We start from the raw sequence: 13,494 nt of genomic DNA on the forward strand, positions 1-13,494 counted from the left end.
GAACGGGGGGCCTTAGCTCTGCGACTCCCCAGGCAGCTGCTTGGGGTTCTCGGGCTGCTCCAGCGCGGGCAGGCCGGAGAGGCGGTCCCAGGTGACCTGGTCCTTGCGCAGGTCCTTCCTGACCCGTTCGGCGAGCTTCTGGGTGTCGCGCCGGTTCATCATCGCGCCGACCGCGGCGCCGATCATGAACGGGATCAGATTCGGCAGATCGCGCACCATGCGCTTCATGATCTGCTGGCGCAGCTCGCGTTTCATCTGGCCGCCGAGCGCCGCGTTCAGCGTCGTGGGCCGTGAGACGTCGATACCGCGCTCCTCCGTCCAGGACGTCAGATACGCGGTGCTGCGCTGTCCGATGTTGCCGGGCGGCCGTCGGCCGTAGACCTCGTGGAGCTCGGCGACTAGCTTCAGTTCGATCGCCGCGACGCCGGTGATCTCCGCTGCCAGCTCGGCGAGCATGGCGGGCGGTACGGGCATCATGGCCGCCGCCCCGATTCCCGCGCCGACGGCGGCGGTCGCCTTGCTCGCGCCCGCGATGAGCCTGTCCGCGAGCTCTTCGGGGCCGAGCCCCGGGAACTGCCTGCGCAGGGTGTCGAGATCGCGCACAGGGACGCGGGGAGCCGTGTCGATGATCCGGTCGGCAAGCTGGCCGACTACGGCTCTGGCGCTCTCCCCGCCCTTGCGTACGCCCCGTTTCAGTGTGTTCAGACGGCCTGCCCCGGTCACGGGCTCCGTCCTGCCGGCGTCTCCGGCCATTTCCGTGGTGCCTGGCGTGCCTTCCGCCCGGACTGCTTCGAGCGAGGCCGACCGGCCCCGCTCGTCGTCAGATGCACCGCCGGAGGGCGGCAGGGCGGCGGAACGCTCGGCAGACGCGCTTGCGCCTTCTGCCGGGCCTGTGCCGCCCTGATTCGCCTCCGCGGCCTTTTTGCGCCGCAAGCGCCGCTTCCGGAACGGTGTGTCACCTGCCACCGCCGACCCGACCTAGTCGCAGTCGCGGCAGATCGGCTGGCCGTTCTTCTCGCGGGCCAGCTGGCTCCTGTGGTGCACGAGGAAACAGCTCATGCACGTGAACTCGTCGGCCTGCTTGGGCAGGACCCGTACGGCCAGTTCCTCGTTGGACAGGTCTGCGCCGGGCAGCTCCAGTCCTTCGGCCGCGTCGAATTCGTCGACGTCGACGGCGGACGCGGTCTTGTCGCTCCGACGAGCCTTGAGCTCTTCGAGGCTGTCCTGGTCCACGTCGTCGTCGGTCTTGCGTGGGGTGTCGTAATCCGTTGCCATGTCGCTCTCCCCCTCATGGGTTTCTGCGGTGTCTCCAGCGCACGTAACGCGTGAGAGGCCGGACTTGTGCCCGACCTGAGGCGGAGATTTTGCCTCACATCAAGGTCTGTTACTCAATCGACACCCAACCGGGCCCCTCGGGAGAGGTCGGCTTGGGTGGCGATGGGGACCGTACACGGTCCTGATACTGCGGTTCACAGGCGCCACCCCGTGTACTTCCCGTGATATCGACCCCTGAAAACCCGGACGTTTCCCGGCTTTCCGACGGAGGCGTGATCACGGAGAGTAGAGGGCCCAAGTTTCGCACCTGTGATCGATCACACACGGACTCACCGGGAACGGGTCCCGAAAATTCCGCCTAAAGCGAACAGTGCGAGCCATTGCGACCTCGCACCACGAAGCCTCTCAGACCGGCAGGGTGACGCGCATCACAAGACCACCGCCCTCGCGGGGCTCCGCGATGATACGGCCTCCGTGGGCTCGCGCGACGGACCGCGCGATCGACAGGCCGAGTCCGACCCCCTTGTCGCTGCCCGTCCGCTCCGTACGCAGCCGCCTGAAGGGCTCGAAGAGGTTGTCGATCTCGTACGCCGGCACCACGGGACCCGTGTTCGAGACGACGAGGACCGCCTGTCCGGGCTGGAGCTCGGTGGTCACCTCCACCCACCCGTTTTCGGCCACGTTGTAGCGGACGGCGTTCTGTACGAGGTTGAGCGCGATCCGCTCCAGCAGGACACCGTTGCCCTGGATGACGGCGGGGGCCCGCTCGCCCCGGATCACCACGCCCTTCGCCGCCGCCTCCGCGAGGGTCTGGTCGATGGCGCGCTCCGCGACCTCGGCCAGATCCACGGGCTTGCGCTCGACGATCTGGTTGTCGCTGCGGGCGAGCAGCAGCAGTCCTTCGACCAGCTGCTCACTGCGCTCGTTGGTGGCCAGCAGGGTCTTGCCGAGCTGCTGGAGCTCAGGCGGGGCCTCCGGGTCGGAGAGGTGGACCTCCAGCAGCGTGCGGTTGATGGCGAGCGGCGTACGCAGCTCGTGCGAGGCGTTGCCCACGAACCGCTGCTGGGCCGTGAAGGCCCGCTCCAGGCGGTCCAGCATGTCGTCGAAGGTGTCGGCGAGCTCCTTCAGCTCGTCGTCCGGGCCGTCCAGCTCGATCCGGCGGGACAGATCGGTTCCGGCCACCCTGCGGGCGGTGCGGGTGATCCGGCCCAGCGGGGACAGGACGCGGCCCGCCATGGCGTAACCGAAGGCGAAGGCGATGATGCTGAGGCCCACGAGGGCCAGCAGGGAGCGGTTCAGCAGAGTGTCGAGCGCCTGCTGGCGCTGGTGGTTGACGCAAGCGTTCATGGCCCCGTTGAAGGCGTCGGGTGTCGCCTTCTTGGGGAGGTCGCACACCTCGCTGGTGACCTGGCCGTTCACGATCTGGAACGGCAGCTCACTGCCCACGTGCAGGGCCTGCGCGGCCAGCATGTAGATGATCGAGAGCAACAGGATGCCCGCGATCAGGAACATGCCGCCGTAGAGCAGGGTGAGCCGTATACGGATGGTCGGGCGCAGCCAGGGGTACGGGGGCTCCTGCTGTTTGGGCTCCCAGGTCGGCTTGGGGGGCGCTGTCACTGGCGCCGGGGCGGCTGGCACAGGTTCCTCAGATCCGGTATCCGGAACCGGGCACCGTGACGATGACGGGCGGTTCACCGAGCTTGCGGCGCAGGGTCATGACCGTCACGCGCACCACGTTGGTGAACGGGTCGGTGTTCTCGTCCCACGCCTTCTCCAGCAGCTGCTCGGCCGAGACGACCGCGCCCTCGCTGCGCATCAGGACCTCCAGCACCGCGAACTCCTTCGGCGCGAGCTGGATCTCCTGCTCGTCCCGGAAGACCTCGCGGCGGTTGGGGTCGAGCTTGATCCCGGCGCGCTCCAGGACCGGCGGCAGCGCGACCGTCGTACGGCGCCCCAGGGCGCGTACCCGCGCGGTCAGCTCGCTGAAGGCGAAGGGCTTGGGGAGGTAGTCGTCCGCGCCGAGCTCCAGTCCCTCCACCCGGTCGCTGACGTCGCCCGACGCGGTGAGCATGAGCACCCGGGTGGGCATGCCGAGCTCGACGATCCTGCGGCAGACGTCGTCGCCGTGGACCAGCGGGAGGTCCCGGTCCAGCACCACCACGTCGTAGTCATTGACCCCGACACGCTCCAGGGCCGCGGCACCGTCGTAGACGACGTCGACGGCCATGGCCTCCCGGCGCAGTCCGGTGGCCACCGCATCGGCGAGCAGTTGCTCGTCCTCGACGACGAGTACGCGCACGGCGCTGTCCTTCCTTAGATACTTCGGTCCGTCGAAATGGCGAACGGCCCAGGTCGGGGCCGCTCGGCCGCACGGTCGGCAGAGCGACTGTGCGCGTCCATCCTGCCCGCAACGCGCATAAACCGGCGGTAAGACGACGCGGGGCCACCTGCGGCTCCGGGGAATGCGGCGGATTTACGCGCCAGTTGAGGTTTCTGCGGGACCGGGCCTGGGGAGGACGACTTCACACCCGAGATCACACCCTGCGCGTGGCGTGCCACAGCCCGTTCTGTCCCCCAGGGGGAAGGCGTGATCACCCGCCCTCCGGTCCCCGGCCGGAGGAATTCCGGGCACACCCCCGTGCCACCGACCCACGATGAAGGGGCGCTTCATGGACGCTTTCACCGCAGGTCTGCTGCAACGCATCAAGAGCACCGAGTCCGACCTCACGAGGGCTCGCGAGACAGGTGACGACTTCCTCGCGGATGTCGAGCAGGGAGAGCTGGACGACCTGCGCCGCCTCGCGGCCGAACACGGCGTCGAAGTCAGCACGACAAGCGTCTGAGCCGCTATGAGAGGGCCCCGGCTGCCGGTCATGGCAGCCGGGGCCCTTTTCTGTGCCCGTGCGCCCGCAGGGCCCTGTGAGGGCCTTCGGTGGGCCCTCGGTCAGTCGTGCCAGGCGCCAAGCTCTTCGAGCAGCGCCTGGAGCGGCTCGAAGACGCCGGGGGTGGCCGCCACCGTCAGTCCGCCGTCGGCGGGCCTGCCGGGGCGCCCGCCGGTGAGTGCGCCCGCCTCCCTGGCGATGAGGTCGCCGGCCGCGAGGTCCCACGGGTGCAGCCCGCGCTCGTAGTAGCCGTCGAGGCGGCCCGCCGCGACGTCGCACAGGTCGACGGCGGCCGAGCCGCTGCGCCGGATGTCGCGAAGGCGCGGGATGAGCCGCTGGGCCACGTCCGCCTGGTGGGTGCGGACGTCCGTGACGTAGTTGAAGCCGGTCGACACGAGCGCCTGGCTGAGCGGGGGCGCGGGGCGGCTGCGCAGGGCGGCGCCGTTCGCGTACGCCCCGCCGCCGAGCACCGCGTGGTACGTCTCGCGGCGCATCGGGGCCTCGACCACGCCGACGACCCGCTCGCCCTCGCGTTCCGCCGCGATGGACACGGCCCAGGTGGGCAGGCCGTAGAGGTAGTTCACCGTGCCGTCGAGCGGGTCGATGACCCAGCGGATGCCCGTACTGCTCTCGGAACTCGCGCCCTCCTCGCCGAGGAAGCCGTCGCCGGGGCGGCGCTCGGAGAGGAAGCCGGTGATCAGCTTCTCGGCGGCGATGTCCATCTCGGTGACGACGTCGATGGGACTGGACTTGGTCGCGGCCACCCCCAGGTCCGCGGGACGGCCGTCCCGCAGCAGGGCGCCCGCGCGGCGGGCCGCTTCCAGCGCGAGATCGAGGAGTTCGGTCAGGAAGGGGTCGGTCACGGTGCTCCCAGGAGGATTGCGGTCAGAGGGCGAGAGACCCTAGGCGTACGGGCTGTCGGCGCCCGCCGCGGCCGGCTTCGGGGTCCGGGCCGGGCAGCAGCCGACCGGGCACAGATCGTGGCCGGGGCCGAGCGCGCCCAGGGCGCACCGCTCCACGGCGCGTCCCCGCTCGGTCGCCGTGCGCTCCGCGATCAGCTCGCGGACGGCTGCGGCGAACCGCGGGTCGGCGCCGACGGTCGGGGACCTGCGCACCGGGAGACCGAGCTCGGCGGCCTTCGCGGTGGCCTCTGTGTCGAGGTCGTACAGGACCTCCATGTGGTCCGAGACGAAGCCGATGGGGACCATCACGACCGCGGGGGCGCCCGCGCCGTGGACGTCCTCCAGGTGGTCGCAGATGTCGGGCTCGAGCCACGGGGTCTGCGGAGCGCCGCTGCGCGACTGGTAGACGAGCTGCCACGGGTGGTCGACGCCCGTCCGCTCGCGCACCGCGTCGACGATCACCCGGGCGACGTCGAGGTGCTGCGCGACGTACGCCCCGCCGTCCCCGTGCTCCTCCTGGGGGCCCGAGGTGTCGGCGGCGGAGGTGGGGATGGAGTGCGTGGTGAAGGCGAGGCGCGCGCCCGCCCCGATGTCCGCGGGCAGGTCGGCGAGCGCGGCCAGCACGCCGTCCGTCATGGGCTCCACGAAGCCCGGGTGGTTGAAGTAGTGCCGCAGCTTGTCGACGCGCGGCACGGGCAGTCCCTCGGCCTCCAGGACGGCCAGCGACTCCGCCAGGTTCTCGCGGTACTGGCGGCAGCCCGAGTACGAGGCGTAGGCGCTGGTGGCGAGCACGGCGATACGGCGGTGTCCGGCCACGGCCATCTCACGCAGGGTGTCCGTGAGGTACGGGGCCCAGTTGCGGTTGCCCCAGTACACCGGAAGGTCCAGGCCGTTGTCGGCGAAGTCCTTGCGCAGGGCGTCCAGCAGGGCCCTGTTCTGCCCGTTGATGGGGCTGACGCCGCCGAACAGGAAGTAGTGCTTGCCGACTTCCTTCAGCCGCTCCTCGGGGATGCCCCGGCCACGGGTCACGTTCGCCAGGAACGGGACCACGTCCTCCGGGCCTTCGGGGCCTCCGAAGGAGAGCAGCAGCAGGGCGTCGTAGAGAGCGGGATCGCGCAGATCGGACATGCACCCGATCCTGCCACCCGGGTCCGACAGCGCCGCAACCGACATCCGCCCAGGTACCCGGCGCCCGGTTCCGCCCGTAAGCTGTATCGGCCATCTTCATGCATTACAGGCTTGACCGGAGTGCCCCTTGCCCAGCCCCTACCGCGCCATTTTCGCCGCCCCAGGTTCCAAGGCGTTCTCGACGGCCGGTTTCCTCGGACGTATGCCCCTGTCGATGATGGGGATCGGCATCGTCACCATGGTTTCCCAGATCACCGGACGGTACGGGCTGGCCGGCGCACTCGCGGCCACGCTGGCCATGGCGGCGGCGGTCTTCGGTCCGCAGATCTCCCGGCTGGTCGACCGGTACGGGCAGCGCCGGGTGCTGCGGCCGGCCACGCTCGTCTCCTTGGCGGCGGTCACGGGACTGCTCGTCTGCGCCCAGCAACGGTGGCCGGACTGGACCCTGTTCGTCTTCTCCGCCGGCGTCGGCTGCGTCCCCAGCGTGGGAGCGATGACCCGGTCCCGCTGGGCGGACATCTACCGGGGCTCGCCCCGTGAACTGCACACCGCGTACGCGTGGGAGTCGATCGTCGACGAGGTGTGCTTCATCTTCGGGCCGATCATCTCGATCGGGCTCTCCACCGCGTGGTTTCCCGAAGCGGGTCCGCTGCTGGCCGGAGTGTTCCTGGCGATCGGTGTCTTCTGGCTGACCGCGCAGCGCGCCACCGAACCGGTCCCGCACCCCAAGTCGGCGCAGTCCCGCGGCTCGGCGCTGCGCTCCCCCGGACTCCAGGTCCTGGTACTCACCTTCGTGGCGACCGGAACGATCTTCGGGGCGGTGGACGTGGTCACCGTGGCCTTCGCCGAGGAACAGGGCCACAAGGCCGCGGCAAGTCTCGTCCTGGCCGTCTACGCCCTGGGCTCCTGCCTGGCCGGAGCCGTGTTCGGGCTGATGCACCTCAAGGGCAGGCCGTCCACCACCTGGCTGGTGGGGGTCTGTGTGATGGCCGTGAGTATGATCCCCCTCCAACTGGCCGGGAACCTGCCGTTTCTGGCCGTGGCGCTCTTTGTCGCGGGTCTCTCCGTCGCACCGACGATGGTGACGACCATGGCCCTCGTCGAGCAGCACGTACCGCGCGCCGAACTGACCGAGGGCATGAGCTGGACCGGCACCGGGCTCGCGGTCGGAGTGGCGCTCGGCTCCTCGGCCGCCGGCTGGGTGGTCGACGCGTCCGGAGCGGAGGCGGCGTACGTGGTGCCCGTCGTGGCGGGAGCGCTCGCGGCCGCGGTGGCGTTCCTGGGGTATCGCCGGCTGGCCAGGCCGGCTACTACGGGAGGGCGCGGGGAAGATGAGCGGCACCTACGCAAGGACGACGACAAGCGCGTGGCGTAACTGGGCGGGGAACGTCACCGCCCGGCCGGTACGGGCGGTGACGCCGGCTTCCGTGGACGAGCTCGCCGAGGTGCTCCGCAGGGCGTCCGAGGACGGTCTGAAGGTGAAGCCGGTCGGCACGGGCCATTCGTTCACGGCGACCGCGGCCACCGACGGCGTCCTGATACGTCCCGATCTGCTCACCGGCATCCGGGACATCGACCGTACGGCGATGACGGTGACGGTCGAGGCCGGCACCCCGCTGAAGCGGCTCAATCTGGCGCTCGCCCGTGAGGGGCTCTCCCTCACCAACATGGGCGACATCATGGAGCAGACGGTCGCCGGGGCCACGTCGACCGGCACGCACGGCACCGGCCGCGACTCCGCTTCGATATCCGCGCAGATCCGCGCTCTCGAACTGGTCACCGCCGACGGCACGGTGCTGCGCTGCTCGGAGCAGGAGAATCCGGATGTCTTCGCCGTGGCCCGCCTGGGGATCGGCGCCCTCGGTGTGATCACCGCGATCACCTTCGCCGTGGAGCCGGTCTTCCTGCTGACGGCCCGCGAGGAGCCGATGACCTTCGACAGGGTCACCGCCGACTTCGACCGGCACTTCACCGAGAACGAGCACTTCGAGTTCTACTGGTTCCCGCACACCGGCAACTGCAACACCAAGCGCAACAACCGCAGCGCGGGACCGGCGGCCCCGCCCGGCAAGGTCGGCGCCTGGGTGGACGACGAGCTGCTGTCGAACGGCGTCTTCCAGGTCGCCTGCTCGCTCGGCCGTGCGGTCCCCGCGACCATCCCGTCGATCGCCAGGCTCTCCAGCCGGGCCCTCTCGGCGCGTACGTACACCGACATCCCGTACAAGGTCTTCACCAGCCCGCGCCGGGTCCGCTTCATGGAGATGGAGTACGCGCTGCCGCGGGAGAGCGCCGTGGCGGCGCTGCGCGAGGTCAAGGCCATGATCGACCGCTCGCCCCTGCGGATCAGCTTCCCGGTCGAGGTCAGGACCGCGCCCGCCGACGACATCGCGCTCTCCACGGCCTCGGGCCGGGAGAGCGCGTACATCGCCGTGCATCTGTACCGCGGCACGCCGTACCAGGCGTACTTCACCGCGGTGGAAGCGATCATGACCGCCCACGGCGGCCGCCCGCACTGGGGCAAGATCCACACCCGGGACGCCGCCTATCTGGCCGGGGTCTATCCGCGGTTCGGTGAGTTCACCGCGGTACGCGACCGGCTCGACCCGGACCGGCTGTTCGGCAACGACTACCTGCGCCGCGTACTCGGCGACTGACGGGCCGGTACCCGGGGACCCGGCACACCGTCCGTCGTCAGCCGCCGGCTCCCGTGCCGGGAGTGGCCTCTTCCTGCTGTGCCGGAGTCCCGGCGGTCCCGCTCGGGTCCGGGGTGGACGTGGCACCGTCGTCCGGCGCGGTCGGGGTGGGTGTGGGAGTGGGGGCGGTTTCGCCGTCGCCACTGCCGGAGTCCGAGGGCGTGGGCGTCGGCTCGGCCGTCTGCCCGTCGTCCTCCCGGCCGGGGTCCGGATTCGCGCTCGCGCCGTCGCCCGGGTCCGTACCCGGCGCCGTACCGCTGCCGGTCTCCTGGCCCTGGTCCGGGTCCACACCCTGTTCCCGGCCGGTGCCGTCGGAGGGCGCGGGCGCCGGTCCCGAGCCCTGCTCCCCGCCTCGTACGACGGAGCCGAAGGTCGTTCCCCGGCCGCCGCTCAGGTCGTTGCCGGAGACCAGCTCGAACGCGGTGATCCCGACCATCGCCAGCGCGAAGACCGCGACGGCCGCGAGCGCCGACTTCTTCCAGCCCCGGATGCGTGTGCCGTGCGTGACGGCGTCGGAGAACTCGTCGTCCGGGGCGGGCCGCAGCAGCTGTGCGCCGTCGAGGTCGAGCAGCTGTGTGCGGTCCGTGCCGGTCCCTGCGGTGCGCAGGACCGTGGTCGTGTCGTCCTCGGGCCGCACCTGGCGGAGCACCGTCGTCGCGTCGTCCTCGGTCCGCACCGTGCGCAGGACCGTCGTCGCGTCGTCCACCGGCTCCGGCCGTGGGTCGTACCCGGCCGGAGTCGTCTCCCTCGTCCGTACGGTCACCTGACGGCCCGCCGGATGCTTCACGTGGACCGTGACTTCGCGGATCTGCTCGCCCGTGCGGCGGAAGAAGTGCTGGAAGACGGAGCCCCCGCAGGTGGCGACGATGCTCATCACCCCCGCGCCGGCAATCGTTCCGTACACGCCCAGTTGCGAGGCCATCACGGCGGCGGCGACCGCTGCCACCGCACTGCCGGCAACCTGCGGCAGACTCAGATCTATGCGCCTTTCCTTGGGTTCTATGTCGCTTTCCGGCTTTTGAACCATTACCAGCCCCTGCTTGACATCTCTCCCACCATGCAACAAGAAGGGACCTTTGGGCGAAGTGAATAGTTCCGCTTCCGGAGATTTTGTGAAGCAGGACACGCATTGCGCACATTTGCCCGGCTGTCGCGTACCCCGACTCCCGCGCCCCGTAAGAACTTCGGCGGCGCGCCGGTCCACCCGCATGGCCCGAATGGAGTACTGTGGCGAGCCCTGGGGCCGGACTCCCGCATGGGTATCCGGACTCTTCGGGAGGGGGCCGAAGGCGGCACTCGAACCGGCGGCGCCGCGGCATCGCACGGCGCCTGCTACACAGAGCGACCACCCGGTCACTGTGTGTCGCAAATAGGTAACCGTGCCATAACGGCGCTTGAGGGCCAAGGCCCGACACGCCGGGTAACTTGGCAAGGTTGTGGCCAGCTGCACCCGGGCAGGCCACACTCGACTAGCGGAAGCAGCGACGCACGTGACGTCGGCAGGCACCACCCGGGAGGTTCCCATGCCCGAACTGCGTGTCGTGGCCGTCTCAAACGACGGCACACGACTGGTGCTCAAGGCTGCGGACAGCACGGAGTACACGCTTCCGATCGATGAGCGGCTGCGCGCCGCCGTGCGCAACGACCGCGCCCGGCTCGGCCAGATCGAGATCGAGGTGGAGAGCCACCTCCGCCCCCGCGACATCCAGGCCCGGATACGCGCCGGTGCCTCCGCGGAGGAGGTCGCTCAGTTCGCCGGAATCCCCGTCGACCGTGTGCGCCGCTTCGAGGGCCCCGTGCTCGCGGAGCGTGCCTTCATGGCCGAGCGGGCCCGGAAGACTCCCGTGCGCCGTCCCGGCGAGAACACCGGCACCGGCCCCCAGCTCGGCGAGGCGGTCAACGAGCGTCTCCTGATGCGGGGCGCCGACAAGGAAACGGTCCTGTGGGACTCCTGGCGCCGGGACGACGGCACCTGGGAAGTCCTCCTGGTCTACCGGGTCGCGGGCGAGCCCCACTCGGCGAGCTGGACGTACGACCCGCCGCGGCGGCTCGTCCAGGCCGTCGACGACGAAGCGCGCTCGCTGATCGGCGAGACCGACGACGTCGCCGCGCCGGAGCCCAGCTTCCCCTTCGTACCCCGGATCGCGCGGCTGCCGCGCGACCGGCCGCTGGACCGTGCCCTGGACCGTCAGATGGAGCGCCCAGCTCCGCCGCCGCCCCCCGAGCCCGAGGAGCGCATCGGCGGGGTGTCGGCCAACGAGCGCGATTCGCTGACCAGTCTGCTGGAGGCCGTACCGAGCTTCCGCGGCGACATGGTCGTACCGGAACGGCCCTCGCCGCCCGAGCCGCCCGCCATCGAGCCCGCGATCCAGGAGCCCGAAGCGGACGAGCCGCCCGCGGCGGCGGCTTCCGCCGGGGCGGGTTCGGCGTACGCGGACGTGCTGATGCCGCGTGCGGTGGCCGGTCACCGCGACCGGCTGACCGGGACGACGGACCGGCAGGCCGAGGCGGACGGGGTCCGTCCCGGCCGTCGGGCAGCGGTGCCCAGCTGGGACGAGATCGTGTTCGGTACGCGCCGGAAGAAGCAGGACTGAGCGGGTGACCGCGGTATGACGAGGGCCCGTACGCCGCCGCGTACGGGCCCTTGCCCTGTCCGGTCACCCCGAGCGTTATTGCGGGTCCGGGCCCGTCGCGACGGGCCGGGAGGTGTCCGAGGACCACTCGGACCAGGAGCCTGCGTACAGAGCAGCGTGGTACCCGGCGATTTCCAGCGCCAGCACCTCATGGGCACCGGAGACGCCCGAGCCGCAGTAGACACCGACCGCGCCGGCTTCGCTCGACGCCCCCAGCCCGGAGAACCGGGACGCCAGCAGCCCGGCGGCCAGGAATCGCCCGCCCTCGCCGACGTTCTCCGAGGTCGGGGCCGAGACGGCGCCCGGGATATGGCCGCCGACCCGGTCGATCGGCTCCACGTCGCCCCGGTAGCGCTCCGCGGCCCGCGCGTCGAGGAGCAGCCCGGAGCGGGCGAGGCCGGCCGCCGCGTCCGCGTCCAGCAGCGGCAGCGCGCCCGGCTCGGGCTTGAAGTCGCCCTCGGCCGGCGCGGGCGTCTCGGTGGAGAGCCCACCCGCCCAGGCCGCGAGACCGCCGTCCAGCACCCTGACATCCGTGTGCCCGGTCCAGCGCAGCAGCCACCAGGCGCGCGCCGCCGCCCAGCCGGGACCGCCGTCGTACACCACCACGGGAGTGCCGTGGGAGACCCCGGCACGGCGCATCACCGCCCCGAACTCCTCCGGGTCGGGCAGCGGGTGCCGGCCGCCCCTGCCCGCCGGACCTGCGAGCTCCGCGTCGAGGTCGACGAAGACCGCGCCGGGGATGTGCCCGGCCTCGTAGTCGGGGCGGCCGTGCGGACCTCCCAGTTGCCAGCGGACGTCCAGGAGCACCGGCGGACGCGACCCCGCCGACTCGCTCGCATATTCGGATGCGGTGATGATGGGCTTCATGTCTGCCATCCTCGCGCAGTAGCCACCCCACCTGTAGCGATACCGATGCGGATATACCCGCTCAAATCGGACCCTCAGTGTCGAGAAGCCGTCGAAAGGCGGCGCGGCCGGGGCGCGTCACGCGTCAGGTGGTGCAAGCATCTGCACGGGCGTACATCCCCTCCACCATCCGGGCCGGTGCGCCGGTCCTGTCCCCCCGTACGGCCACCACAACGGTCCGAGGAGAGAGAAGACGATGACCGAGGCTGCCGAGCGGCGCACACCCGGAACACCGTGCTGGGTGAGTCTGATCGTGCACGGCCTGACGGCCACCCAGGATTTCTATGCCGCCCTGTTCGGCTGGGAGTTCCGGCCGGGGCCAGAACAACTGGGGCCGTACGTCCGCGCGCTGCTCGACGGCAAGGAGGTCGCGGGGCTCGGACAGCTGGCGCCCGACCGGCACCTGCCGATCGCCTGGACGACGTATCTCGCCACCGACGACGCCGACCTCACGGCGGAGACGATCCGCTCCTGCGGGGGCACGGTCGCGGTCGGGCCCATCGACGCGGGTGAGGCGGGCCGTCTGGCCATCGCCTCCGACCCGAGCGGGGCGGTCTTCGGTATCTGGCAGGCCGCCGCACATGTCGGTACGGCCCTGGCGGGCTCCCCGGGGACACCCGTCTGGAACGAGCTGGTGACCCGGGAGACCGCTTCGGTGGGCAAGTTCTACCAGGCGGTCTTCGGCTTCGAGACCGAGGCCGTCGTCTCGGCCGACTTCGACTACCAGACGCTGCACGTGGACGGCGCTCCCGTGGCGTCACTGCACGGCGTGGGTCATGCCCTGCCGCGCGACCGGGGACCGCACTGGATGACGTACTTCGAGGTGGCCGACACCGACGCGGCGGCGGCCCGGGTGGTGGAGCTCGGCGGGCACGTTCTGCACCCGCCGCGGGAAGGGGCGAGCGGGCGGCTGGCGACGGTCTCCGACCCGGAGGGCGCCGTGTTCACGATCGTACGGTCGGCCGGCCGCTGAGCGGCGATTCCGGCCTCGGGTCCGTCCGGTGGATCAAGGCCGGACCGGGCGATCGCCCGGTCCGGCCGGCCCTCAGCTGCCGGAGAACTACGGGTACGGGCT

Annotated in this window: 13 protein-coding genes; 5 read left to right on the plus strand and 8 right to left on the minus strand. The window is 71.0% G+C overall.

The window, feature by feature from the left end:
- Positions 1–12 precede the first annotated feature (12 nt).
- From ACWGO0_RS14175 to ACWGO0_RS14190, 4 genes are all read right to left on the minus strand, one after another.
- The gene (locus tag ACWGO0_RS14175; RefSeq protein ID WP_453533157.1) at positions 13–966 is read right to left on the minus strand and encodes a hypothetical protein; all 954 of its coding nucleotides are present in this window, start codon (positions 964–966) and stop codon (positions 13–15) included.
- 12 nt (positions 967–978) lie between these two features.
- A complete protein-coding gene (locus tag ACWGO0_RS14180) occupies positions 979–1,275 on the minus strand; it encodes a DUF4193 domain-containing protein (RefSeq protein WP_003965732.1) in 297 nt (98 codons plus the stop codon).
- Between the two features lie 405 nt (positions 1,276–1,680).
- Positions 1,681–2,913 (minus strand): sensor histidine kinase, encoded by a 1,233-nt coding sequence (locus ACWGO0_RS14185; RefSeq protein ID WP_453533160.1) that lies wholly within the window; start codon positions 2,911–2,913, stop codon positions 1,681–1,683.
- Positions 2,914–2,920: 7 nt separating this feature from the next.
- Entirely contained in the window at positions 2,921–3,574 is a 654-nt protein-coding gene (locus ACWGO0_RS14190) for a response regulator transcription factor (RefSeq protein WP_073721987.1), read from the minus strand.
- A 370-nt stretch (positions 3,575–3,944) separates the two neighbouring features.
- Between ACWGO0_RS14190 and ACWGO0_RS14195 the strand changes: the two genes are divergently transcribed.
- The gene (locus ACWGO0_RS14195; RefSeq protein WP_328906288.1) at positions 3,945–4,118 is read left to right on the plus strand and encodes a hypothetical protein; all 174 of its coding nucleotides are present in this window, start codon (positions 3,945–3,947) and stop codon (positions 4,116–4,118) included.
- Between the two features lie 101 nt (positions 4,119–4,219).
- On the opposite strand, the gene ACWGO0_RS14200 is transcribed toward ACWGO0_RS14195, so the two are convergent.
- Entirely contained in the window at positions 4,220–5,020 is an 801-nt protein-coding gene (locus tag ACWGO0_RS14200) for an inositol monophosphatase family protein (RefSeq protein ID WP_453533165.1), read from the minus strand.
- A gap of 39 nt (positions 5,021–5,059) precedes the next feature.
- A complete protein-coding gene (locus ACWGO0_RS14205) occupies positions 5,060–6,187 on the minus strand; it encodes a ferrochelatase (RefSeq protein ID WP_453533168.1) in 1,128 nt (375 codons plus the stop codon).
- A 127-nt stretch (positions 6,188–6,314) separates the two neighbouring features.
- Between ACWGO0_RS14205 and ACWGO0_RS14210 the strand changes: the two genes are divergently transcribed.
- Together ACWGO0_RS14210 and ACWGO0_RS14215 are read left to right on the plus strand one after the other, a co-directional pair.
- Positions 6,315–7,562, plus strand: a complete 1,248-nt coding sequence (locus ACWGO0_RS14210; protein WP_453533171.1) for an MFS transporter — start codon at positions 6,315–6,317, stop codon at positions 7,560–7,562.
- Entirely contained in the window at positions 7,519–8,841 is a 1,323-nt protein-coding gene (locus ACWGO0_RS14215) for a D-arabinono-1,4-lactone oxidase (RefSeq protein WP_453533174.1), read from the plus strand. Before ACWGO0_RS14210 ends, ACWGO0_RS14215 begins: the two co-directional genes overlap by 44 nt.
- Positions 8,842–8,878: 37 nt before the next feature.
- On the opposite strand, the gene ACWGO0_RS14220 is transcribed toward ACWGO0_RS14215, so the two are convergent.
- Positions 8,879–9,907 carry a hypothetical protein gene (locus tag ACWGO0_RS14220; protein ID WP_453533177.1) on the minus strand — a complete coding sequence of 343 codons (1,029 nt, stop codon included), beginning with the start codon at positions 9,905–9,907 and terminating at the stop codon, positions 8,879–8,881.
- 496 nt (positions 9,908–10,403) lie between these two features.
- Here ACWGO0_RS14220 and sepH point away from each other — a divergent pair, with 496 nt between their 5' ends.
- A complete protein-coding gene (sepH, locus tag ACWGO0_RS14225) occupies positions 10,404–11,474 on the plus strand; it encodes a septation protein SepH (protein ID WP_453533179.1) in 1,071 nt (356 codons plus the stop codon).
- 75 nt (positions 11,475–11,549) lie between these two features.
- Here the strand turns inward: sepH and ACWGO0_RS14230 are convergent, their stop codons facing one another.
- Positions 11,550–12,380: a sulfurtransferase gene (locus ACWGO0_RS14230; protein ID WP_453533182.1), complete on the minus strand. Its 831-nt coding sequence runs from the start codon at positions 12,378–12,380 to the stop codon at positions 11,550–11,552.
- Between the two features lie 235 nt (positions 12,381–12,615).
- On the opposite strand from ACWGO0_RS14230, the gene ACWGO0_RS14235 reads away from it, so the two are divergent.
- Positions 12,616–13,392: a VOC family protein gene (locus ACWGO0_RS14235; RefSeq protein ID WP_453533184.1), complete on the plus strand. Its 777-nt coding sequence runs from the start codon at positions 12,616–12,618 to the stop codon at positions 13,390–13,392.
- Positions 13,393–13,494 lie beyond the last annotated feature (102 nt).

The sequence above is a fragment of the Streptomyces sp. NPDC055749 genome, from assembly GCF_053617235.1.